Genomic DNA, 22,147 nt, shown 5'->3' on the forward strand with positions numbered 1-22,147 from the left:
AGGGCTGACAGCTAAGCCGAAGCCATCAGGATATCAAGGCTGAGAGCTGCTTATGTCTCTAATGCCTACGAGGGACGGGAGCCTCAAGCTGCGCTTCGGCCTCCGCAATCGCCTTTTCGATCCAGTGGAGAAGATCCGGTCGGTCTTCGATCGAGCCGCGCAAGGATTTCAACGAGTCGAGGATCATCGTCAGCCTCTGGCGGCGCATATCGATGACGATACTGTCGGCATCAGATTTCCCGGTGGGAGCGGATGTCATCGCAGTATTCGAAGCCTCTTGTCGGACGCGTTATAGGGGGTCGGCGCGACTAACTATCGCCGCATGCAATGAAGTCAACTAAAGGGTGTTCAATTTTTTGCGATATCGCCATTAAGGGATCAAATGAGGAATTAAGGTTGTATAATTTTCAAGGAGACAACTCTTTAGGCGGTATAATGCCCAAAAAAAGTCGGTTGAAATTTGCAACTTCCGGGTTGAGATATTCAGCTGACGCTATATGGTAAATAAAGGGTTTATCGGGAGAGAATGCTGCAGTGCCAGATCCGGTTGATATCATTGTCGGTCGCAACGTGAGACAACTTCGCGCTCGCCGACGTGTTTCTCAACTGGAACTCGGTGAAGCGTTAGGTCTTACATTCCAGCAGATTCAGAAATACGAGAAGGGGACGAACCGCGTCTCTGCCAGCAAACTGCATCAGATAGCGGTCTTCCTTGGAGTGGATATTTCCGAGCTTTTCGAAGGTACCGGCATTTCCCAGTTCACCAATCGTGTTGAGCTGAGCCCCGAGGCTTATGAGCTGGCGGTCAGCTATGACAGGTTGAGTTCGTCTGCGGGCAAGCAGGCGGTCAAGACGATCCTCAATCTCATGAGCGGTCAGGCGACCGAAAACGCCGCCTGAAGCGTTCCAAGCATCCTTGAAACTATCGAGATTCAGTGAAGCTCGCGCTCGTGCAGCGCAACGAGCAGGGCATCCTGTGTCTGATGGCCGGCATGATAGAGGTCGATCGCGATGCTGGCGATCGAAAGGCCCTGCTGGCTGCGGAGCTTGATGTTGCGTTCGGCGCACCACGTATAGAGCGCACCTGCCAGCGCATCGACATCTTCGGACAGGCAGTTGGAAAAGTTCGTTGCCGACATGGATATACCCTCTGTTAGTCCCGGACTGCGGGCCAAAGACAGTATGGATTTCAGGAACTTGCAAGCATCATCCGGTCTCTGCGTTAACACAAAACGTCTGCGTGTCGACCTGCGTCCCGGCCTGATACACGTGTCCCGGATTGGGGCGCGCACGAAAAAAGCCGGAGGCGGAACCTCCGGCTTTTGTAACCTTAGAGCGCCGTGCGTCCGTTCGGACGCACAAAGGACGCTCTAACTCTTTGAATCTACAGCATCGGCCCGAAAATCGATTCCGATTTTCGGGCCGATGCTGTAGAGATATCGAGATCAGCCCTCGAAGAATTCCTTCATCCGGGCAAAGAAGCCCGTCGATTCCGGATTGTTCTCCTTGGAGGAGAGCTGTTCGAATTCCTGCAGAAGCTCGCGCTGGCGCTTGGAAAGCTTCTGCGGCGTCTCGATCTGGATCTGGATGTAGAGATCACCGGTCTGGCTGGAACGCAGCACCGGCATGCCCTTGCTCTTCAGGCGGAACTGTTTGCCGGCCTGCGTACCCTCGGGAACGGTGACGCGCGACTTGGTGCCGTCGAGCGTTGCCACATCGAAGGTGCCGCCGAGCGCTGCCGTCGTCATGGAGATCGGCACGGCGCAATAGAGATCGGCTCCGTCGCGCTGATAGAACTCATGCGGCTTCACCGACAGGAAGATATAGAGATCGCCCGCCGGGCCGCCGCGCATGCCGGCTTCGCCTTCGCCCTGCAGGCGAATGCGGGTGCCGTCCTCAATGCCAGCAGGGATGTTGACCGAAAGCGAACGCTCTTCGGTCACACGGCCCTGGCCGTGGCACTTCGGGCACGGATCGGGAATGATCTGACCGCGACCATGGCAAGTCGGGCAGGTACGTTCGATCGAAAAGAACCCCTGTGCTGCGCGCACGCGGCCCGAGCCCTGGCAGGTGCCGCAGGTCTTCGGCTGCGTGCCGGGCTTCGCGCCGGAGCCGGAACAGACGTCGCAGGTAATCGACGTCGGAACGCGGATCTGCGCCGTCTTGCCGGAGTAAGCCTCTTCCAGCGAGATTTCCATGTTGTAGCGAAGGTCGGCGCCGCGTTCGCGGCCGCCCGAAGAGCGTTGCCGTCCACGGCCGCCGCCCATCATCTCGCCGAAAATATCCTCGAAGATGTCGGAGAAACCGCCACCGGCAAATCCGCCGCCGCCGGGACCACCCATGCCGCCATGCTCGAAGGCCGCATGGCCGTAACGGTCGTAGGCCGCGCGCTTCTGCGGGTCCTTCAGCGTTTCGTAGGCTTCGTTGATTTCCTTGAACTTGCGTTCGGCATCTTTGTCATCCGGGTTCTTGTCCGGATGGTATTTCATTGCCAGCTTGCGGAAGGCGCTCTTCAGCTCTTTTTCATCCGCCGTCTTGGCTACACCCAGAGTTTCGTAGAAGTCCGCTTTTGCCAATTTAAGCCCCGGAAATGGATTTCCGGCTGCCATGGTGAGCAGCCGGATGTCTATCGTCTAGCGAAAGCCGCCAGCCCACGATTACGCGGACTTCTTGCGGTCGTCGTCCTTGACTTCTTCGTAGTCGGCATCGACGACATTGTCATCCTCGGCCGAAGCGTCGGTCGTGCCGCCTTCGGCCTGCTGGGCTTCATAGATCGCCTGGCCGAGCTTCATGGAAACTTCCATGAGCGTCTGGGTCTTGGCCTTGATGTCTTCGGCGTCGGCTTCGGTTGCCTCGGTTGCGGACTTCAGAGCGGCAATCGCGTCGGAGATTGCGGTACGATCGGCTTCGGAAACCTTGTCGCCGTAATCCTTGAGCGACTTTTCCGTGGAGTGGATCAGGCTTTCGGCCTGGTTCTTGGCTTCCACACCTTCGCGGCGCTTCTTGTCTTCGGCGGCATGCGATTCGGCATCCTTGACCATCTTTTCGATGTCGGCGTCGGAGAGACCACCGGAAGCCTGGATGCGGATCTGCTGTTCCTTGCCGGTGCCCTTGTCCTTGGCCGAAACCTGCACGATGCCGTTCGCGTCGATATCGAAGGTGACTTCGATCTGCGGAACGCCGCGCGGTGCCGGCGGCAGGCCGACGAGGTCGAACTGGCCGAGCAGCTTGTTGTCGGCAGCCATTTCACGCTCGCCCTGCGAGACGCGGATGGTGACGGCCTGCTGGTTGTCGTCGGCGGTCGAGAAGGTCTGGCTCTTCTTCGTCGGGATCGTCGTGTTGCGTTCGATCAGACGGGTGAAGACACCACCGAGCGTTTCGATGCCGAGAGACAGCGGGGTCACGTCGAGAAGCAGAACGTCCTTGACGTCGCCCTGCAGAACGCCGGCCTGGATGGCGGCGCCGAGAGCAACGACTTCGTCCGGGTTGACGCCCTTGTGCGGTTCCTTGCCGAACAGCTGCTTGACGACTTCCTGGACCTTCGGCATGCGGCTCATACCACCGACGAGAACGACTTCGTCGATCTCAGCTGCGGTGACGCCGGCATCCTTGAGAGCTGCCTTGCACGGAGCGATCGTGCGCTGAACGAGATCGTCGACCAGGCTTTCGAGCTTGGCGCGGGTCAGCTTCAGCGTCAGGTGCTTCGGACCGGAAGCGTCGGCCGTGATGAACGGCAGGTTGATTTCGGTCTGCTGCGAAGAGGACAGCTCGATCTTTGCCTTTTCGGCAGCTTCCTTGAGGCGCTGCAGAGCGAGCTTGTCGTTCTTCAGGTCGATACCGTTGTCCTTCTTGAACTCGGCAACGAGATATTCGACGAGGCGCATGTCGAAGTCTTCACCGCCGAGGAAAGTATCGCCGTTGGTTGACTTCACTTCGAAGACGCCGTCACCGATCTCAAGGATCGAGATATCGAAGGTACCGCCACCAAGGTCGTAAACGGCGATCGTCTTGCCGTCCTTCTTGTCGAGGCCGTAGGCGAGCGCAGCAGCGGTCGGCTCGTTGATGATGCGGAGCACTTCAAGACCGGCGATCTTGCCGGCATCCTTGGTTGCCTGACGCTGCGCGTCGTTGAAGTACGCGGGAACGGTGATGACGGCCTTTTCGACCTTTTCACCGAGATAGGACTCGGCGGTTTCCTTCATCTTCTGAAGGATCATCGCGGAAATCTGTGCGGGCGAGTAGCCCTTACCGTTGGCTTCGACCCAGGCGTCGCCGTTGTCACCCTTGACGATGGTGAAGGGAACGAGGTGCTTGTCCTTCTCGACGGTCGGATCTTCGTAACGGCGGCCGATGAGGCGCTTTACGGCGAAGAGCGTGTTCGTCGGGTTGGTGACCGCCTGGCGCTTGGCCGGCTGGCCGACGAGGCGTTCGCCGTCATCGGAAAATGCCACCATGGAAGGGGTCGTACGCGCGCCTTCCGCATTCTCGATGACCTTTGCGTCTTTGCCGTCCATGACTGCGACGCAGGAATTTGTCGTTCCAAGGTCGATACCAATTACTTTTGCCATGTCATTCTCTCCTTGAAGCAAGCTGTCGGAACCCCGGTAAGGCATTTCCCTGACAGCCCCTTACGGGATGGGTCTACTAAGATTACGCAATCGTGATTGCGGTGATGCGGCGTATATAAGGAGCGGATTTCTGGACTGCAAGGCGAGAAATGGCCCGGAATCCAGCAAAACGAATGTGTTGCATTCAATTTTTACAGTAGCCGGAAAAGGGTCTGCTTTGCACCGTCGAACCACGCAAATCTTGCATGCCGAGCCTTGCGCGGGACGTGCTCCCGAAAGGTCTTCATATCCCGTTCCAATACTGTCTACTGCCCCATGATGAGATCGAGCAGGGTCGTGCGTCGCGGCTGCGCCCCTGACGTTGCCTGCGGACCGCCCACATCACCGGGCGGCACCATGTCGTCGTAACCGCCGTCGGCAACATCGGCGGGCGGCACAGGTCCGCCATTCACCGGCGTCGCCGCCCGCGACTGTCCGGGCGCCGGCGGATAACGGTTTAGGTCGGCATTCCCACCGAAGACACCGGAAATGATGCTGCCGACCGTCGAAGGCTGCTCGGGAGCCGGCTGCGCCTGCACCATGAGCTGGCCGTCGCCGGGGTTGGAGCCAGAGTCGGGGAGTGTCTGGCCCATGCCGAAAAGCGGCGCCGGAGAAAGCCCTTTATGCGCGGCGACCATGAATTCTTTCCAGGCTTTGGCCGGAAGCCCGCCGCCGGTCACCTTCTTCATTGGCTTGCCGTCGTCATTGCCGAACCACACGCCCGTCGTCAGGTTGCTGGTGAAGCCGACGAACAATGCGTCGCGCGAGTTTTGCGTCGTGCCGGTCTTGCCGGCCGCCTGCCAGCCGGGAAGCTTGGCGCTCGAGCCTGTGCCGCCGTTGATGACGCCCATCATCATCATGTTCATTTCGGCCACGATCTGCTCGGAAAGCACGCGCGGCGGATTGTCGTAGGTGTTCTCGTAAAGCACCTTGCCATCAGCGGTGGTCACCCGGCGGATCACATGCGGCGTCGCTTTGTAGCCACCGTTCATGAAGGCGGCATAGGAGGACGTCAGCTCCATGAGGGATACTTCCGAGGTGCCGAGTGCGATCGAGGCATTGGGTTGCAGGTCTGATTCGATGCCGAGACGATGGGCGAGCTTGATCACCTGATCCGGCCCGTCATACATCACGAGCTGGGCGGCCACCGTGTTCAGCGACTTGGCGAGCGCTGTCCTGAGCGTCACTTCGCCGTTGTATTTCTTCTCGTAATTTTCAGGCGTCCAGTCGCCGATGCGGATCGGCGCGTCGTTGAAGACGGAATCCGGCGTCAGGCCCTTTTCGAGCGCAGCGGCATAGACGAAAGGCTTGAAGGAGGAGCCCGGCTGGCGCTTGGCCTTGACGGCACGGTTGAACTGGCTCGTCGCATAGTCCCTGCCGCCGACGAGCGCGCGGATGGCGCCCGTACCGTCGATCGAGACAAGAGCGGCCTGCGATGCATCGAACTTGCCGCCTTCCTTGTTGAGTACGTCGACCAGCGACTGTTCGGCTTTCCTTTCGAGATTCTTGTCGATGGTCGTATCGACGATGACGTCTTCCTTCACGTCGCCGACCAGCCCCTGCAGCTCGTCCATCACCATATCGGCAACATATTGTCCGGCGCCCGACCAGTAGCTGCGGGCTGAAGCCGGCGTCTGCGACATCGCCGTCTTGATCTCGCCGTCGCTGATATAGCCCTGGTCGCGCATGGCCTGCAGCACGATCTGCGCGCGGGCATTTGCTGCCTCCGGATCACGGGCCGGCGAAAGGCGGGACGGCGCTTTCACAAGGCCCGCAAGCAGGGCTGCTTCGCCGAGGTTCACATCGCGCGCCGACTTGTTGAAATAGCGCCGCGCCGCGGCTTCCACGCCATAGGCATTCGAGCCGAAATAGACGCGGTTCAGATACATCGCAAGGATCTGGTCCTTGGTGTATTTCTGTTCCAGCCAGAAGGAGAGCAGCACCTCCTGCACCTTGCGCTCGAGCGTGCGCTCGGGCGAGAGGAACAGGTTCTTGGCAAGCTGCTGCGTCAGCGTCGAGCCGCCCTGGATCGGCTGGCCGGTCGCATTGTTGACGAAGGCGCGCGCCAGCCCGAATGGATCGACGCCGAAATGCGAATAGAAGCGTCGGTCTTCGATGGCGACGATCGCTTCGGGAATATAGGGAGACATGTTCTCCAGGGAGAGCTCTTCGCCGCCGGTCGCACCGCGGTTGGCGATCGCGCTGCCGTCCACGGCGGTGATCTTGACGTTCGGCGGCCGCTCGGGGATTGCCCAGGTGCTGGCGCTCGGCATGCGCGAACCATAATAGAACACGAGGCCGGCAACACCGATGCCGGCCCAGATGCCAAGCAAGATGCACCAGTAGACGACCCTGCGCAGGAATGCGAATAGGCCACCGCCTTCGCGTTCTCGAGGCTCGGGACGGCGCTTCGCTGGCGTGCGGCGGGGAGCGGGAGATTTCGATGTACGTTTGGAGCCGTGCCGCCCGTCGATGCGGTCGTCGTCATCGAGCGCGAATTCGTCATCCTCCTCACTGCCGCCACGGCCGTTGAAGGACGGTTCGATCCTGTCGTCTGATCTGCGTCTGGCTACCATCGTGGAGCGGTTGACCCTTGTTATAAGACCGCGCCCCAGAGCAACGGTTTTATTCGACTGAACTGTAAATGCGGCGAATTAACGGGCTGTTAAGAACAACACCAATACGACCAAGTACCCCGCCTGCCTGCCTTTTCTCCGTTAACCAGCCGCGAGTTTCCCGCATGGCTGCCATTCGTTGAGGCCGTCACAAAACCGACATATATCGCCGCGACTTCCGCTCGCCCAGGAAGCGGATGCGCAATATCCAGGTAGAGGAGAGCCGGCTGAGGATGCTCCTTGGCTCCCATGCGGAGATGCGCGACCTGCTGGCGACCCAGCGTCGCACATCTTCTGGCTGGTGAGGGAACCAATAGGCTTCGTGGTAGTTTTATCGAAAGCGGGACATACCCCTCACGTCCCGCTCAGATCGGCCGTCTCCCCTCAACACGCGCCGATCAATATCAGGCCCGGCGTATCACCAGATACGTCGGGTCCTTTTCTTTAGGGACGATAGGGACCACGATCGCGATAATAATAGTCCGGCCCGCGGCGCCAGCGGTCGCGATCACGATAGAAATCGCGGTTGCGGTAGTAGCGATCCCAATATGGGCCGACGCTGAATGTCACTGTCGGAATACCGAGCGGACGGTAATATTGCGGGCCGACATAGATCCGACGCCGCTCATAGGTCGCCTGGACATATTGGCCGGAAACCCAGCCCCGGCCTCCATAGAATTCCACATCGCACCAGGGCGTATCGGCAAGGCAGCCGCGGATTTGCAGCGGCGTGCCGTTTGGAATGACGGCGACGGCAGGATAGCGCGTGCTCGGGCCGGCACGCATGTTCACGTTCGCAGTCGAAATGCCCTGCGCGGCTTCGGCAATGGCGGGCGCCAGCAGCAAGAGACCACCCGCGACAATTTTCAGAAGAATATGTTTCACCTTTTACTCCTCGCAATGAACGACGGATGCCGGGCGTCGGGAGCGACATTCCCTGGCGGGGCAAAGATAGAGCGCCTGCGGCATAGGTCATGCGGCGCAGTTTTCACTTTGTCTTTCAAAGGCTTATAGGGACAGTCGGATGAACGCAGCTTGAACGGCGGTCAAGCTTTGTACGAGGCCTTGAAATGTAAAAGGCGGCTTCCGATATAAGGTTCAAGAAATCGCAGCCCGGAAATGTTGTGCGCCCTGTCGGTGATACCGTTTCCGAGATCTGGTTGGATGGATCGTTTACCGGTCGTTAATCCCTAAGGATCACTCTGGCTGTGCATTATCTGCTTCTCCTTTGACCACGGATGTACTGGCACTGAGATGAGGCGGATAACGGAAGGCCGGTTCGAACCGGCCTTTTTGTTTGCAGATTTCGGATGGCGTGCCGCGCAGACCGCAGGCACGCCTTTTTCGTTTCAGGCCTTCAGTGCAGTCAGGATGCGCACCCAGGAGCGGATGCCCTTGTGGTAGGAGGCAAGCTCGTATTTCTCGTTTGGCGAATGGATGCGGTCGTCTGAGAGACCGAAGCCGACGAGCAGGGATTCCATGCCGAGCATCTTCTGGAAATCGCCGACGATCGGGATCGAGCCGCCCATGCCGATGACGACGGCAGGCTTCGGCCATTCATCCGAAAGCGCGGTCCGCGCCTTGGTCAGAACAGGCGAGTCATAGGAAAGATGGATGGCCGGCGAGGCACCATGCGGATGGAACTCGACCGAGCAGTCGGCCGGGATCTTCGAGCGAACGTAATTGCGGAAGCTTTCGCGGATCGCTGCCGGATCCTGTGTGCCGACGAGGCGGAAGGAAACTTTCGCCGATGCCTTGGCGGCAATCACGGTCTTGAAACCTTCGCCGGTATAGCCGCCCCAGATACCGTTGACCTCGGCCGTGGGCCGTGCCCACGTGAGCTCCAGGACCGAGCGGCCCTTTTCGCCTGAGGGGATGGAGAGGCCGACTTCGCCGAGGAAGCTTTCGGCCGACTTGCCGAGCGTTTCCCAGGAAGCCTTGATATTGGAGGGCGTTTCCTCGACGCCGTTGTAGAAACCGTCGAGCGTGATGCGCCCGGTCTCGTCATGCAGGCCGGCAAGCGCTTCTACGAGAATATGGATCGGATTGGCGGCCGCCCCGCCGAAAAGGCCGGAATGCAGGTCGCGGTCGGCAGCCGTCACCACGACTTCCTCGCCGACAAGACCACGAAGCGCAGCCGCAATTGCCGGTGTATCGCGATCCCACATGCTGGTGTCGCAGACGAGGGCATAGTCGGCCTTGAGTTCGGCAGCATTGGCTTCGAGGAACGGCTTCAGCGACGGCGAGCCGGATTCTTCCTCGCCCTCGAAAAGTATGGTGACGCGGCATGGAAGTGCGCCATTGATTTCCTTGTAGGCGCGGCAGGCTTCGACGAAAGTCATGAGCTGACCCTTGTCGTCGGCAGTACCACGGCCGGTCAGGATCTTGCGGCCATTGCCGGCATCCTTGACGGCGGGATCGAAAGGATCGTTTTCCCAGAGCTCAATCGGATCGACCGGCTGTACGTCATAGTGACCGTAGAAGAGGACATGGGGGGCATCAGCCGAGTCGCCTTCATGATGGGCGACCACCATCGGATGGCCGGGCGTGTCGCGAACCGAGGCGTCAAAGCCCAGTGTCTTCAGATAGGCGGTGAGCCACTCGGCCGCCTTGCGGCATTCGGCCTTATAGGCCGGATCGGTCGAGATCGACTTGATGCGCAACAGCTCGAACAGCCTTTCAAGGCTTGAATCAAGATTCTGGTCCGCACGCGCAAGGACAGGATTTAGTTCGGTCATTTCCGACTCCTTTGAAATTCGGCCGGACGATAGACCCAATTGGCTGCGGTTTCGAGCGTCAAATTTTCAAGATGTTATGTGGTGCCAAATGCTGCAACGGATGAAGTAGAGATGCCTAATGCAATTTACAGTTATTTAGCAAACTCTAAATAATCTCGCCTCGAGGTCGATTTTCGAGGTGGCGAATGTTCTCCGTTATTGCTTGTATCAGGGACAACCATGACTGGCGGCTGGTCATCGCGGCCGCAGTCGTCTGCCTCGTTGGCAGCCTGACGACGATGCTTCTTCTCTTCCGTGCCCAGGAATGCGACGTCGGCCAGCGCAAGCTCTGGATCGGCACGTCAGCCTTTGCCAGTGGCGTCGGCGTATGGGCAACGCATTTCATCGCCATGCTCGCCTATGATGGCGGCATGCCGATCAGCTACGATCTCGGCCCGACTTCTCTCTCGGTGATCCTGTCGATCTTCGGCTCGTGGGTGGCGATCCTGATCGCCTCGGAGGGCCGAACCGCTTATTCTTTTGCTTTCGGCGGCGTGCTGATGGCACTTGGTATCACGGCCATGCATTTTACCGGCATGCAGGCGGTCGAGGCGCAGGCCGTCGTCGTCTATGATGCTCCAACGATAGTCGTCGCTTTCTCCTCCTGCGCGGCGCTTTCTTCCGTCGCCTTCCTCGCCTTCTTCAAGCTGAAGGGCATGAAACGCTTCGCCGCATCGTCGACTGCCTTCGTGCTGGCAATCTGTGCGCTCCATTTCATCTCGATGAGCAGCATCACCCTGGTGCCGGACCCCATGCGTGACGTAGCAGCGATGGCGCTTGCGCCTGAGGTGCTTGCCGCGATCGTCATGGCCGTTTCGACCGGCCTCATCCTCATGGCCTTTGGCGCGGTCTTCCTCGAAAGTCATCTGACCGACCTTCGCGGTCTCGCCAACGTCTCGCAGGACGGTCTCGTTATCCTGCGTGACGGCAAGATCATCGACACCAATGAACGCTTCCTGGCCCTGTCCGGCTGGAAGCTCTCCGAGCTCACGGACAACGCTCCTTCGGCCGTATTGGCGCTCGTCCATGCGGAGCAGGAGAGGGCTCACAAGGAAATGCTGCTGATCGTCAAAGACGAGAGGGAAATCCCTGTCGAGGTCGTCACGCGGCGGATCGTCTATCGCGGGCGCCATTGCGATGTTCTCGTCGTTCGTGACCTTACCGAGCGTAAACGCGCCGAAGAGCTGATCGAGCATCTCGCCCATTACGATGTTCTGACGGACCTGCCGAACCGTTTACTTTTCGACACCCGCATTCGCCAGGCTCTGCAGGTCGCGGAGCGCAAGCGGGCGCAGGTTGCCGTCTTCTGCATCGACCTCGATCGCTTCAAGGCCGTCAACGATATTTTCGGCCACGCCGAAGGCGACCGCATCCTGCGCAAGGTTGCTTCGATCCTCAAACGCTGCGTCGATCATGACGATACGATCGCGCGGCTTGGCGGTGATGAATTCGCCGTCATCCAGCCGGGCAAGCGGCAGCCCGATGCGGCGCGCCGTCTGGCACGCCGCATCATCGATGAATTCGCGGCCGAGATGGATACCGCCCGCGATCCGACGGCCGTCGGCGCCAGCATCGGCATTGCGCTGTATCCTGCAGATGGAAAATCTGCCGAAGAGCTTTGCAACAACGCCGATACCGCCCTCTATCGCGTCAAACATGCAGGGCGTGGTGCAGCCTGCTTCTTCGATGCGGAAATGGACGAGTCGGTGCGTACCCGTCGCCAGATCGAGCACGAGCTTCGCCACGCCATCAACCGCAAGCAGCTTCACGTCAATTATCAGCCAATTCTCGACGCGCGCAGCGGCGAGATCAACGGTTACGAAGCTCTCATGCGCTGGAACAGGCCATGCCACGGCATGAGCGAACCGGAAATCTTCATTCCGATCGCCGAGGAAAGCGGCTCCATCGTCCAGCTCGGCGAATGGATCCTGCGTGAGGCTTGCATGGAGGCGGCCCGCTGGCCGCAGCCGCTGACGATTGCGGTCAATGTCTCCCCGGTACAGTTTTTGCTGCCCAATCTCTGCGAACGAGTGGCTGAGATTCTGAAGGAAGCGGGCCTCGCGCCGGAACGGCTGGAGCTGGAGATCACCGAAGCCGCACTCGTGCGTGATCGCAACCGGGTCATGAACACACTTCAGCGCTTGCGCGGTCTCGGCGTGCGCATCGTCATGGATGATTTCGGCACCGGCTTTTCATCGCTGTCCAACCTGCGCTCTTTCCCCTTCGACAAGATCAAGGTCGATCGCAGTTTCACCGGCGTTCTGGAACATGATGCAGGCGCCCGCTCGATCGTGCGGGCCATCATCGGTCTGGGGCACAGTCTTGGCATGCCCGTCGTCACTGAGGGCGTGGAAACGGAAATGCAGCGTCAGATCGTCGTTGAGGAAGGCTGTACCCAGGTGCAGGGGCTGCTGCTCGGCAAGCCCGATATCGAGCCGAGCATCAAGCTCGCCACCCCCGAAAACTTTCTCTCGGAGCATGTCGATGCGCAGACGGAAAAACCCACGCGCCGCCCCGCCGCCGCGGAGTGAGCTTAGAGCGCCTTTGCGTTGTTGATGAGGCGCCGGATATATTCGAGCATCAGTTCCCGCTCGAAGGCCCGGAATCCTTTGAATAGGGCAAGATCGGCCTCGCGCGCCGTATCGATGGCTTCCGCTTCCATCGCCTTGGCTTTCTCGGTCAGAAAGATCAGCTGGGCGCGCTTGTCGGTGGGATGCGGGCGCCGTTCGATCAGCCCGTCACGCGCCATGCGCGAGAGCGTGTTGGCCATCGTCGCCTGCTCGATATCGACGCGCTCCAGAAGCTGCTTCTGGGTCAGCCCGTCTTCGGCCCAAAGCTCTAGAAGTATCGGGAACTGGCCGGGAGAAAAGCCGAGCCCTGCCGCGCGCTGATGCAGCGAGCGGGCAAAACCCTTGGCCAGCTGGCTGGCAAGGTAGGCGCCGGATTCCATTCGATTAAATCCCATGATTGTAAGTTAGGCTCAAAATCGTGCAGTAGACAATGTAACAAATCGCATACGATCCATCAAAACATAGGAACGAAGCCCTTAATTTTTGAGTGCTGCAGCGAATGGCTGAAAAAACAAAACCGCCACGGCCTGGAGGAAGGCCATGGCGGCTTGAAAATGAGGACAAAGGCCCGGAGAGGGGGATGAGGCCTTTGTCCAAGCCTGACGCGGGCGGGGGACAAGCCGGCTATCAGACCCGCGGCGCGATCAAACGCCGGTAAGCCAGATTTGTGATTGAGATTGTGGTTTTTCAAGGGAAAGGGAAAAAACCGCCTATTACAAATTGGTAACAGTTTGGTGAGGCGGAATCTTTTTGCACAACCAAGTTTATATGGACCTCGAAGAACCGCCGCGCTATCCATGCTGCCATGAAAAAAGGCGATCATCTCTTCCTTGTCGACGGTTCGGGCTTCATCTTCCGGGCCTTTCATGCATTGCCCCCGCTGACGCGCAAATCCGACGGCCTGCCGGTCGGCGCCGTCTCGGGTTTCTGCAACATGCTTTGGAAGCTGCTGAGAGATGCACGCAGCACCGATGTGGCCGCCACGCCGACCCATCTTGCCGTCATTTTCGACTATTCGTCGAAGACCTTCCGCAAGGATCTCTATGACGCGTATAAGGCGAACCGTTCGGCGCCGCCCGAAGAGCTGGTGCCGCAGTTCGGCCTGATCCGCGAGGCGACGCGCGCCTTCAATCTTCCCTGCATCGAGACGGAAGGTTTCGAAGCCGACGATATCATCGCCACCTATGCCCGCCAAGCCGAAGCCGTCGGCGCCGACGTGACGATCGTCTCCTCCGACAAGGATTTGATGCAGCTCGTCACGACCAATGTCCACATGTATGACAGCATGAAGGACAAGCAGATCAGCATCCCCGATGTCATCGAGAAATGGGGTGTGCCGCCGGAAAAGATGATCGACCTGCAGGCCATGACCGGCGATTCCGTCGACAATGTTCCGGGCATTCCAGGCATCGGTCCCAAGACGGCCGCCCAGCTTCTCGCCGAATATGGCGATCTCGATACGCTTCTCGAGCGTGCCCACGAGATCAAGCAGGAAAAGCGTCGCCAGACGATTCTCGAAAACATCGACAAGGCAAAGCTCTCCCGCGAGCTGGTGCGCCTGCGCACCGACGTGCCGCTGGAGCTTGACCTCGACGCGCTCATCCTGGAGCCGCAGAACGGCCCCAAGCTGATCGGCTTCCTGAAGACCATGGAGTTCACGACGCTGACGCGCCGTGTCGCGGAAGTCTGCAATTGCGATGCCAGCGAGATCGAGCCTGCCTTCGTGAAGATCGAATGGGGTGCGGAAGCGCATGGCCCGGATCTCGATGCAGCCGAGCCGGAGCCTGTCGCGGGCGCTGTCCCTGACGTAAGTGGCGAAGCCGTCGCGGTTCCGCCGCGTGCAAAGGCGAAAACTGCGGTCGAAGGCACGTTTGCGCCGGCCGATCTTGCCAAGGCGCGCGCGGAGGCCTTTGCGACCCTGCCGTTTGACCATTCCTCCTATGTGACGATCCGCGACCTTGCGACCCTCGATCGGTGGATCGCCGACGCGCGGGACACCGGCCTCGTCGCCTTCGATACGGAAACGACCTCGCTCGATGCGATGCAGGCCGAACTCGTCGGCTTCTCCCTGGCGATTGCCGATAACACTGCCGATCCGACAGGCACACGCATCCGCGCCGCCTATGTACCTATCGGCCACAAGACGGGCGTTGGCGACCTGCTCGGCGGCGGCCTTGCCGATAACCAGATCCCGATGGGCGATGCGCTGTCGCGACTGAAGGCGCTGCTGGAGGATGAATCGATCCTCAAGGTGGCGCAGAACCTGAAATACGACTACCTGCTGATGAAGCGCTACGGCATCGAGACGAAGAGTTTCGACGATACGATGCTGATATCCTACGTGCTCGACGCCGGCACCGGCGCGCATGGCATGGACCCCTTGTCCGAAAAATTCCTCGGCCACACACCGATCGCCTACAAGGATGTTGCCGGCTCCGGCAAGTCGAACGTCACCTTCGACCTCGTCGATATCGAGCGCGCGACCCACTACGCCGCCGAAGACGCCGACGTGACGCTGCGCCTCTGGATGGTGCTGAAGCCGCGCCTTGCAGCTACTCAGCTGACGCGTGTCTATGAGCGTCTGGAACGTCCGCTCGTATCTGTTCTGGCGCGCATGGAAGAACGCGGCATCACGGTCGACCGCCAGATTCTGTCGCGCCTGTCGGGCGAACTGGCTCAGGGTGCAGCCAGGTTCGAGGATGAAATCTATCAGCTTGCCGGCGAGAGGTTCAACATCGGCTCTCCCAAGCAGCTCGGCGACATTCTGTTCGGCAAGATGGGCCTTGCCGGCGGCAGCAAGACCAAGACCGGCCAATGGTCGACCTCGGCAAGCGTGCTGGAAGACCTGGCGGCGGCCGGCTTCGAGCTGCCCCGCAAGATCGTTGACTGGCGCCAGCTCACCAAGCTGAAATCCACCTATACGGATGCGCTTCCGGGTTACATCCATCCGGAAACGAAGCGGGTGCACACCTCCTATTCGTTGGCATCGACGACGACAGGCCGCCTTTCCTCCTCGGAGCCGAACCTTCAGAACATTCCGGTCCGCACCGCCGAAGGCCGCAAGATTCGCACGGCCTTCATTTCATCGCCCGGCCACAAGCTGATCTCGGCCGACTACAGCCAGATCGAGCTGCGCGTGCTCGCTCATGTCGCTGAGATCCCGCAGCTCGTGCGCGCTTTCGAAGACGGCATCGACATCCACGCCATGACCGCCTCCGAAATGTTCGGCGTTCCCGTCGAGGGCATGCCGGCCGAGGTGCGCCGCCGCGCCAAGGCGATCAACTTCGGCATCATCTACGGTATTTCCGCCTTCGGTCTCGCCAACCAGCTTTCCATCGAGCGCTCGGAAGCCGGCGACTATATCAAGAAGTATTTCGAACGTTTTCCCGGCATCCGCGATTACATGGAAAGCCGCAAGCAGATGGCCCGCGACAAGGGCTATGTCGAGACGATCTTCGGCCGCCGAATCAATTATCCGGAAATTCGCTCGTCCAATCCTTCCGTCCGCGCCTTCAACGAACGTGCTGCCATCAACGCGCCGATCCAGGGTTCGGCCGCCGACGTCATCCGCCGCGCCATGATCAAGATCGAGCCGGCGCTCGCCGAGGCAGGCCTTGCCGATCGGGTGCGCATGCTCTTGCAGGTGCATGACGAATTGATCTTCGAGGTCGAAGACGAGGATGTCGAAAAGGCGATGCCGACAATCGTTTCGGTCATGGAAAACGCCGCCTCGCCGGCGCTGGAAATGCGCGTGCCGCTTCGGGTCGACGCACGCGCTGCCACCAATTGGGACGAAGCGCACTAAGGCATGTCGCGCAAAAGTGTGTCGCGGTTTTGCGGTAACGACATGCGAAAACGAAACCCCAAAGTGCGGCAAGCGAATCTGAAAGATCGCGACGCGCTTTGGGTGCTTTGTCTCATTCGGCAAAAGATTTTTCCTTTCTTAGCAAGTCTCTGAAATTGATGATGTTTCATCTTTTTAGCCGTCCCGGAACGGAACGGCTGGAAGGAACTTATTAACCTTCATTTTCTATCCGGAAGGATGTCCGAATTTACTAGGCATGAGTGAGTAGCTGTCGCATGCGTTTTCCCAGAACCAATTTGACGGATGCCGGAGATTTCTCTTCCGGACTGGAAGCTGAACATCGCGTGGAAAATGCCCCCGTGGAATATGAAGGCGAAAAGCCGGTGCCGCCGCTCTGGCAGAGCAATTTCTCGCTCGCCCCGAACGTCCGCTTCACCCGCACACCGGAAACGTTGATCAGCAAGCGCCGCGCGCCGGAAGAGCCGGTTCGTGCGGAGGTCGTTGCACCACCCCCGCAGGCCGTAGCAGCGCCGCAACCCTCAGCAGCACCGCAGATGCGCGCGCCGATCACGGTGAACGTACCCTTCGATATCTATCTGCCCGAAGTGGCCGAACCGATCGTCGCGCCGCAGCCGGAACCTCAGCTGCAGCCCGCTGCCGCAGCGCCTGTCGAAACTGCGCTGCGCGCAGCGTCCGAGCTTTCCTCCATTTCGGATTTTGCTTTCTGGGAAGTCATGGCGTTCGAGGAGACCGATGCCGAGCCATCGCGTGTTCAGGTCATTGCCCCAGTCATCGCATTGCCGCAGGCCGAACCTGAATCGATCACCTCGCGCTTCCGGATCATGGAATGGCGTCCGGGCCGGCATAATCCGGCGCCGGTAATGCCGCGCGCACCCGTTGCCGCTGCCCCGGTCAGAACCGCTCGTCCGCCGGCTGTCATAGCATCCGTCGCCCAGCCTCCGGTCGCCCAGACCCCGATCACCGAGACGCCGACCAGCGAGACGCTGGTCGCCCAGAGCCCGGTGGTGCAGCCGCAGCCGGATCTGCCGCCCGCGCCGCGTGTCGCGGTTGCAGCGCCGGTCCTATCCCCGGTTCGGCCGTCACGCATTGTCGTCGATAAGGTCGACGCTTCCGGCTACGAATTCCCGCCACGTGCCCTGTTGCAGGAGCCTCCGGAGCGGCTCGGCGAGATCATGTCGCAAGAAACGCTGGAGCAGAATGCCGGCCTCCTGGAAAGCGTGCTGGAGGATTTCGGCATCAAGGGTGAGATCATCCATGTCCGCCCAGGTCCGGTCGTTACACTCTATGAATTCGAGCCGGCGCCGGGCGTGAAGTCGTCCCGCGTCATCGGTCTTGCGGATGATATCGCCCGCTCCATGTCGGCCCTGTCCGCCCGAGTAGCTGTCGTCCCCGGCCGCAATGTCATCGGCATCGAACTGCCGAATGCGACGCGCGAGACCGTCTATTTCCGCGAAATGATCGAGAGCGAGGATTTCGACAAGAGCGGCTACAAGCTGGCGCTCGGCCTCGGCAAGACGATCGGCGGCGAACCCGTGATCGCCGAGCTTGCCAAGATGCCGCATCTCCTGGTCGCCGGTACGACCGGCTCGGGCAAGTCCGTCGCCATCAACACCATGATCCTGTCGCTACTCTACCGCATGAGCCCCGAGCAATGCCGCCTCATCATGGTGGATCCCAAGATGCTGGAGCTCTCTGTCTATGACGGCATTCCGCACTTGCTGACACCTGTTGTCACTGATCCCAAGAAGGCCGTCATGGCGCTGAAGTGGGCAGTGCGCGAGATGGAAGAGCGTTACCGCAAGATGTCGCGCCTCGGCGTGCGCAACATCGACGGCTACAATGGCCGCGTCTCCCTGGCCCGCGAGAAGGGTGAGACCATCCACATCATGGTCCAGACCGGCTTCGATAAGGGCACCGGTGCGCCGATCGAGGAGCAGCAGGAACTGGACCTTGCGCCGATGCCCTATATCGTCGTCATCGTCGACGAAATGGCCGACCTGATGATGGTTGCCGGCAAGGAGATCGAAGGCGCGATCCAGCGTCTGGCGCAGATGGCGCGTGCCGCCGGTATCCATCTCATCATGGCAACCCAGCGTCCATCGGTCGATGTCATCACCGGCACGATCAAGGCGAACTTCCCGACCCGCATTTCCTTCCAGGTGACTTCGAAGATCGACAGCCGCACGATCCTCGGCGAACAGGGCGCGGAACAACTGCTCGGCCAGGGCGACATGCTGCACATGCAGGGCGGCGGCCGCATCGCCCGTGTCCACGGCCCCTTCGTTTCCGACGCGGAGGTCGAGAAGGTCGTGGCACACCTGAAGACGCAGGGCCGGCCGGAATATCTCGATACGGTCACGGCCGGCGAGGACGAAGAAGCCGAGGATGAAGAGGACGGCGCCGTCTTCGACAAGAGCGCCATGGGCGCCGAGGATGGAGACGAGCTTTACCAGCAGGCCGTCAAGGTCGTCATGCGCGACAAGAAGTGCTCGACGTCCTACATCCAGCGCCGTCTGGGCATCGGCTATAACAGAGCCGCCTCCTTGGTCGAGCGCATGGAAAAGGAAGGGCTGGTCGGCCCGGCAAATCACGTCGGCAAACGCGAGATCGTCTCGGGGCGCGGTGACAACGAATAATCGGAGCGCGGCTGGTTACCCTTCCTCGAAGGCCAGCCGCAGCGTCTTCAGCACGAAGTCGCGCTTGCCGCCGGTATAATAATCCCAGTCACCATTGGCCTCGCCCATGAGCTTTAGCTTGAGAGCGGCATAAGCCTTTGCTCTTTCCGGATGCGAACGCAGATAATCGCGAAACGCGATCCGGTCTCGCAGCACGGCATTGTCAGTCGTGCATAGATAGAGCCGCGCACCGTACGAGCCCTTGCCGCTGGTGAAGGTCCAGGTCTGCTGCTGGTACTTGTCGCCATGGAAGGTGTAGGCGTCGAGCGATTGCACACGTTCGATCGCCTCGGGAAGCACATCCGCATTCTCAAAGGCCGCGTGCAGATCGATCTTCGGCTTGGCCGCCAGTCCGGGGACGGACGTGCTGCCGACGTGATGAAACACGGGGGTGAGATCGGCGAGAATCGGCTTAAGCTCGCCGACGATCTGACGGAAGAGAGACGGCCATTCCGGATCATAGTCAACGACACGAATGGCCATTCTCATCCCTGTCTCGTTCAGACGATTTCCTTCAGGAAACCATCCAGGATGTCGATCATCTTGCGCTCGGCCTTTTCCAGCGAGTCACTGTTGTCGAGTTCCACGACATCGTAGTCGCCGCGCACCGTCAGCGGGCCGCGGGCGAGGCGGGCCATGATGTCCTCGTGCGTCTCGCGGCCGCGCGCTTCCAGGCGGCCGGCCAGCACTTCCGGGCGGGCCGTCACATTGATGACCTTCAGCCGCGGGAAGGCAGCCTGGAAACGGTGCAGCGCCGAACGCGAACCGTTCGCAACGACAATGTGGCCCCTGGCGAGCGAGACGGAAACTTCTGCCGGAATGGCGTATTTGAGACCATGCGCCTCCCACCACACGGCAAAGGCACCGGACTGCTCCATCGATGCGAATCCCGCATCCGAAACGGCGAGGTGATCCTCCCCGCCGGCATCGCCTTCGCGAGTGATGACGCGGCGGGCAAAATGCACGTCCTCCCGGCGATCGAAATGCCGGGCGGCAAGGTTCATCAGCGTGTCCTTGCCGGCACCGCTCGGACCGACGACGACGACCATGATGCCACGTTCGGCACCGGCGCCCGGATGGGGCTCGTGTGACATCATCATGCGACACGGCGTCCTTCGCGCCAGACGGAACGCGTCACCGGCACGCCATGCGAACGGTGAACGCGGACGAGATCGGCACGCAGGCCGGTTTCGATGCGGCCGCGATCGTTGAGGCTGACGGTGCGCGCCGGCGTTGCCGTCACCATTGCAATTGCCTTCGACAAGGTAATGCCCTCAACCTCGTCGGCAAGAATGAAGGGCGCATGCAGCAGGCTGAGCGGCACATAATCGGACGAAAGCACGTCGAGAACGCCGAGCTGCGCCAGATCGCGTGCGGCGATATTGCCGGAGTGCGATTTGCCGCGCACGATGTTCGGTGCGCCCATCAGAACGCTCATGCCGTTTTCATGCGACAGCCGGGCTGCGTCAATACTGGTCGGGAATTCGGCTAGGCGCACGCCGTTTTCGATCGCCTCATCGACATGGGCAGATGTGGCATCGTCATGGCTTGCGACGGTGATGCCGCGTTCGGCGCAGACCTTGGAGATCGCGTCGCGATTTGGTGTCGAATTGCGATCGGACTCGGCGATGCGTCTGGCGCAGAAACGGGCAAATTCCTCGTCGGAAAGACCGCGCTTCTTCTGATAGTAAAAGATGTACTGGTCCATTGTTTGGAACTGGCGCTGGCCGGGCGCGTGGTCCATCAGCGAGACGAGCCGGACATAGGGATCGTTCTCGAAATCGGCGAAGTGCTGCAGCACGTTGTCGGCCGAAACCTCGCAACGGAGATGGATGAGATGCTCGGCGCGCAGGCGCCCTTCCTTTTCGGCGGACTGGATGGCGTCGGCCATCTCGCGCATCTCCCCATGCTCGAAGCCGCCGTCTTCATCCGCGCCCATGCGCAGGCAGTCGAAGACCGTGGTGATGCCCGAGGTGACGATCTGTGCGTCATGAGCCTGTATGGCCGCCGTCTTGTTCCAGCGGATGCCAGGACGCGGTGAATAGTGGCCCTCCAGATGATCCGTATGAAGCTCGACGAGACCGGGAATGATGTAATCGCCCTCGAAATCTTCGCCGGCTACCGAATTGCCTTCCGATATGTCGGCGATCTTGCCGTCGCGGATCAGAATGGAACCCGAAAGAATATCGTCCTCGAGAACGATACGGGCGTTTGAAAGAACGGTTTCTTTGCTCATGTCAAAAAATCTTTCAGCTTCTGGCGCCAGCAAGAGGCAGCCATGTGTGGACTTTGAAAGGCGCGCCGCGCGCCTCCTCGCTAAAGACGGCAAGGCCGGAAATATGAAGCGGCCTGCCGGTGAAAGCTGCGAAACGCTCCGTCAGGATCGCCTTCATCACGTCCGCGCGCTCTTCCGGCACCTGGCCGGTCAGCGTCATATGGAAGCCGAAGTCATCCATGACATATGGATAGCCCCAGCGCATGAGATTATTGCGCTGGCTCTCGGAGAGCCTTTCCGGTTTGCGCCTGATAATATCGGCCTCGGAGAGTGCCGCCCGGAATGGCTCGAAAGACTTTACCACCTTTGCCGCGAAATCCTGAAGCGGTTGATGCAGCGAACCGGGCACAAGCGCGAAGAAGCGACCAAGCTGGCCGAGCACCAGCTCCGGGATTTCAAAGGCAGGCGTGTTGGCGGCAAAATCTTCGACAACCGTCATCAGATCCTTTTCGGTCACGGAGGAGGCAAGCTCGAAGGGCGCCTTGATCGTCGCGTGGAAACCGTAGCGGCGCGGATCGGCCGTCAGTTCGAATTGTTCGTTTGCCGGCAATGTCTTGTATTCGGGTGCAGGATAGGTCTCGCCGGTAAAGGCATTGCGGCCGAGCCAGACAGAGGCCGCATCCGTCAGGGAATGATCCTTAGACGGCGAAAAATAGAGAGCGTAGCGCAAGGCTTTTATCCTGGAGATCGTCCGAACGGGGAGAGCAATGTGCAGTGATTTGGCGGTGAACCGCAAGCACGCTCCGGCTAAAAGATTTCCATGACAGAATGATGATGACGGCAGGCAGTCATCATCTTTTGA

At 60.1% G+C, this 22,147-nt stretch carries 15 protein-coding genes and 1 pseudogene; 4 read left to right on the forward strand and 12 right to left on the reverse strand.

The window, feature by feature from the left end:
- Positions 1–58 precede the first annotated feature (58 nt).
- Positions 59–259 (reverse strand): hypothetical protein, encoded by a 201-nt coding sequence (locus FHT87_RS08890; RefSeq protein ID WP_183727496.1) that lies wholly within the window; start codon positions 257–259, stop codon positions 59–61.
- 275 nt (positions 260–534) lie between these two features.
- Between FHT87_RS08890 and FHT87_RS08895 the strand changes: the two genes are divergently transcribed.
- Positions 535–900, forward strand: a complete 366-nt coding sequence (locus tag FHT87_RS08895; RefSeq protein ID WP_183727498.1) for a helix-turn-helix transcriptional regulator — start codon at positions 535–537, stop codon at positions 898–900.
- Positions 901–932: 32 nt separating this feature from the next.
- Here the strand turns inward: FHT87_RS08895 and FHT87_RS08900 are convergent, their stop codons facing one another.
- The 6 genes and pseudogenes from FHT87_RS08900 to FHT87_RS08925 all read right to left on the reverse strand — a co-directional run bounded on the left by FHT87_RS08900 (position 933) and on the right by FHT87_RS08925 (position 9,960).
- A complete protein-coding gene (locus FHT87_RS08900) occupies positions 933–1,139 on the reverse strand; it encodes a hypothetical protein (RefSeq protein ID WP_183727500.1) in 207 nt (68 codons plus the stop codon).
- Between the two features lie 306 nt (positions 1,140–1,445).
- Positions 1,446–2,576, reverse strand: coding sequence for a molecular chaperone DnaJ (gene dnaJ, locus FHT87_RS08905; protein ID WP_183727502.1), 1,131 nt, complete (start codon positions 2,574–2,576; stop codon positions 1,446–1,448).
- A gap of 81 nt (positions 2,577–2,657) precedes the next feature.
- A complete protein-coding gene (gene dnaK, locus FHT87_RS08910; RefSeq protein ID WP_183727512.1) occupies positions 2,658–4,568 on the reverse strand; it encodes a molecular chaperone DnaK in 1,911 nt (636 codons plus the stop codon).
- A gap of 305 nt (positions 4,569–4,873) precedes the next feature.
- Positions 4,874–7,183: a transglycosylase domain-containing protein gene (locus tag FHT87_RS08915; RefSeq protein ID WP_183727514.1), complete on the reverse strand. Its 2,310-nt coding sequence runs from the start codon at positions 7,181–7,183 to the stop codon at positions 4,874–4,876.
- A 501-nt stretch (positions 7,184–7,684) separates the two neighbouring features.
- Positions 7,685–8,107, reverse strand: a pseudogene (locus tag FHT87_RS08920) (SH3 domain-containing protein); the annotation flags it as partial.
- A gap of 464 nt (positions 8,108–8,571) precedes the next feature.
- A complete protein-coding gene (locus tag FHT87_RS08925; RefSeq protein WP_183727516.1) occupies positions 8,572–9,960 on the reverse strand; it encodes a M20/M25/M40 family metallo-hydrolase in 1,389 nt (462 codons plus the stop codon).
- Between the two features lie 185 nt (positions 9,961–10,145).
- Here FHT87_RS08925 and FHT87_RS08930 point away from each other — a divergent pair, with 185 nt between their 5' ends.
- The gene (locus FHT87_RS08930) at positions 10,146–12,530 is read left to right on the forward strand and encodes an EAL domain-containing protein (RefSeq protein WP_183801190.1); all 2,385 of its coding nucleotides are present in this window, start codon (positions 10,146–10,148) and stop codon (positions 12,528–12,530) included.
- Positions 12,531–12,532: 2 nt separating this feature from the next.
- Here the strand turns inward: FHT87_RS08930 and FHT87_RS08935 are convergent, their stop codons facing one another.
- Complete coding sequence (locus tag FHT87_RS08935) at positions 12,533–12,949, reverse strand: MarR family transcriptional regulator (RefSeq protein ID WP_183801193.1); 417 nt, start codon at positions 12,947–12,949, stop codon at positions 12,533–12,535.
- Positions 12,950–13,374: 425 nt separating this feature from the next.
- Here FHT87_RS08935 and polA point away from each other — a divergent pair, with 425 nt between their 5' ends.
- Entirely contained in the window at positions 13,375–16,374 is a 3,000-nt protein-coding gene (gene polA, locus FHT87_RS08940; protein ID WP_183727521.1) for a DNA polymerase I, read from the forward strand.
- A 275-nt stretch (positions 16,375–16,649) separates the two neighbouring features.
- Positions 16,650–19,031 carry a DNA translocase FtsK gene (locus FHT87_RS08945; RefSeq protein ID WP_183801196.1) on the forward strand — a complete coding sequence of 794 codons (2,382 nt, stop codon included), beginning with the start codon at positions 16,650–16,652 and terminating at the stop codon, positions 19,029–19,031.
- A gap of 15 nt (positions 19,032–19,046) precedes the next feature.
- On the opposite strand, the gene FHT87_RS08950 is transcribed toward FHT87_RS08945, so the two are convergent.
- Genes FHT87_RS08950 through FHT87_RS08965 form a run of 4 tightly spaced genes read right to left on the reverse strand, consistent with a single transcriptional unit; the run spans position 19,047 to position 22,015 of the window.
- A complete protein-coding gene (locus FHT87_RS08950) occupies positions 19,047–19,559 on the reverse strand; it encodes a GrpB family protein (protein WP_183801198.1) in 513 nt (170 codons plus the stop codon).
- 11 nt (positions 19,560–19,570) lie between these two features.
- Positions 19,571–20,167, reverse strand: coding sequence for a phosphonate metabolism protein/1,5-bisphosphokinase (PRPP-forming) PhnN (gene phnN, locus FHT87_RS08955; protein ID WP_183802634.1), 597 nt, complete (start codon positions 20,165–20,167; stop codon positions 19,571–19,573).
- Entirely contained in the window at positions 20,167–21,306 is a 1,140-nt protein-coding gene (locus tag FHT87_RS08960) for an alpha-D-ribose 1-methylphosphonate 5-triphosphate diphosphatase (RefSeq protein WP_183801201.1), read from the reverse strand. The genes phnN and FHT87_RS08960 overlap by 1 nt, the downstream gene beginning before the upstream one ends.
- Before the next feature lie 13 nt (positions 21,307–21,319).
- Positions 21,320–22,015: a DUF1045 domain-containing protein gene (locus tag FHT87_RS08965; RefSeq protein ID WP_183801204.1), complete on the reverse strand. Its 696-nt coding sequence runs from the start codon at positions 22,013–22,015 to the stop codon at positions 21,320–21,322.
- Positions 22,016–22,147 lie beyond the last annotated feature (132 nt).

Origin of the sequence: Rhizobium sp. BK316 (assembly GCF_014193695.1) — a bacterium.
GTDB lineage: Bacteria > Pseudomonadota > Alphaproteobacteria > Rhizobiales > Rhizobiaceae > Rhizobium.

What these genes read in the sequence shown, in the direction of transcription:
- phnN (WP_183802634.1), bottom strand. Translation starts at nt 20,167, where the DNA reads ATGATGTCACACGAGCCCCATCCGGGCGCCGGTGCCGAACGTGGCATC.
- FHT87_RS08900 (WP_183727500.1), bottom strand. Translation starts at nt 1,139, where the DNA reads ATGTCGGCAACGAACTTTTCCAACTGCCTGTCCGAAGATGTCGATGCG.
- FHT87_RS08960 (WP_183801201.1), bottom strand. Translation starts at nt 21,306, where the DNA reads ATGAGCAAAGAAACCGTTCTTTCAAACGCCCGTATCGTTCTCGAGGAC.
- FHT87_RS08945 (WP_183801196.1), top strand. Translation starts at nt 16,650, where the DNA reads ATGCGTTTTCCCAGAACCAATTTGACGGATGCCGGAGATTTCTCTTCC.
- FHT87_RS08935 (WP_183801193.1), bottom strand. Translation starts at nt 12,949, where the DNA reads ATGGAATCCGGCGCCTACCTTGCCAGCCAGCTGGCCAAGGGTTTTGCC.
- FHT87_RS08925 (WP_183727516.1), bottom strand. Translation starts at nt 9,960, where the DNA reads ATGACCGAACTAAATCCTGTCCTTGCGCGTGCGGACCAGAATCTTGAT.
- FHT87_RS08890 (WP_183727496.1), bottom strand. Translation starts at nt 259, where the DNA reads ATGACATCCGCTCCCACCGGGAAATCTGATGCCGACAGTATCGTCATC.
- FHT87_RS08930 (WP_183801190.1), top strand. Translation starts at nt 10,146, where the DNA reads ATGTTCTCCGTTATTGCTTGTATCAGGGACAACCATGACTGGCGGCTG.
- FHT87_RS08915 (WP_183727514.1), bottom strand. Translation starts at nt 7,183, where the DNA reads ATGGTAGCCAGACGCAGATCAGACGACAGGATCGAACCGTCCTTCAAC.
- polA (WP_183727521.1), top strand. Translation starts at nt 13,375, where the DNA reads ATGAAAAAAGGCGATCATCTCTTCCTTGTCGACGGTTCGGGCTTCATC.
- FHT87_RS08950 (WP_183801198.1), bottom strand. Translation starts at nt 19,559, where the DNA reads ATGAGAATGGCCATTCGTGTCGTTGACTATGATCCGGAATGGCCGTCT.
- dnaK (WP_183727512.1), bottom strand. Translation starts at nt 4,568, where the DNA reads ATGGCAAAAGTAATTGGTATCGACCTTGGAACGACAAATTCCTGCGTC.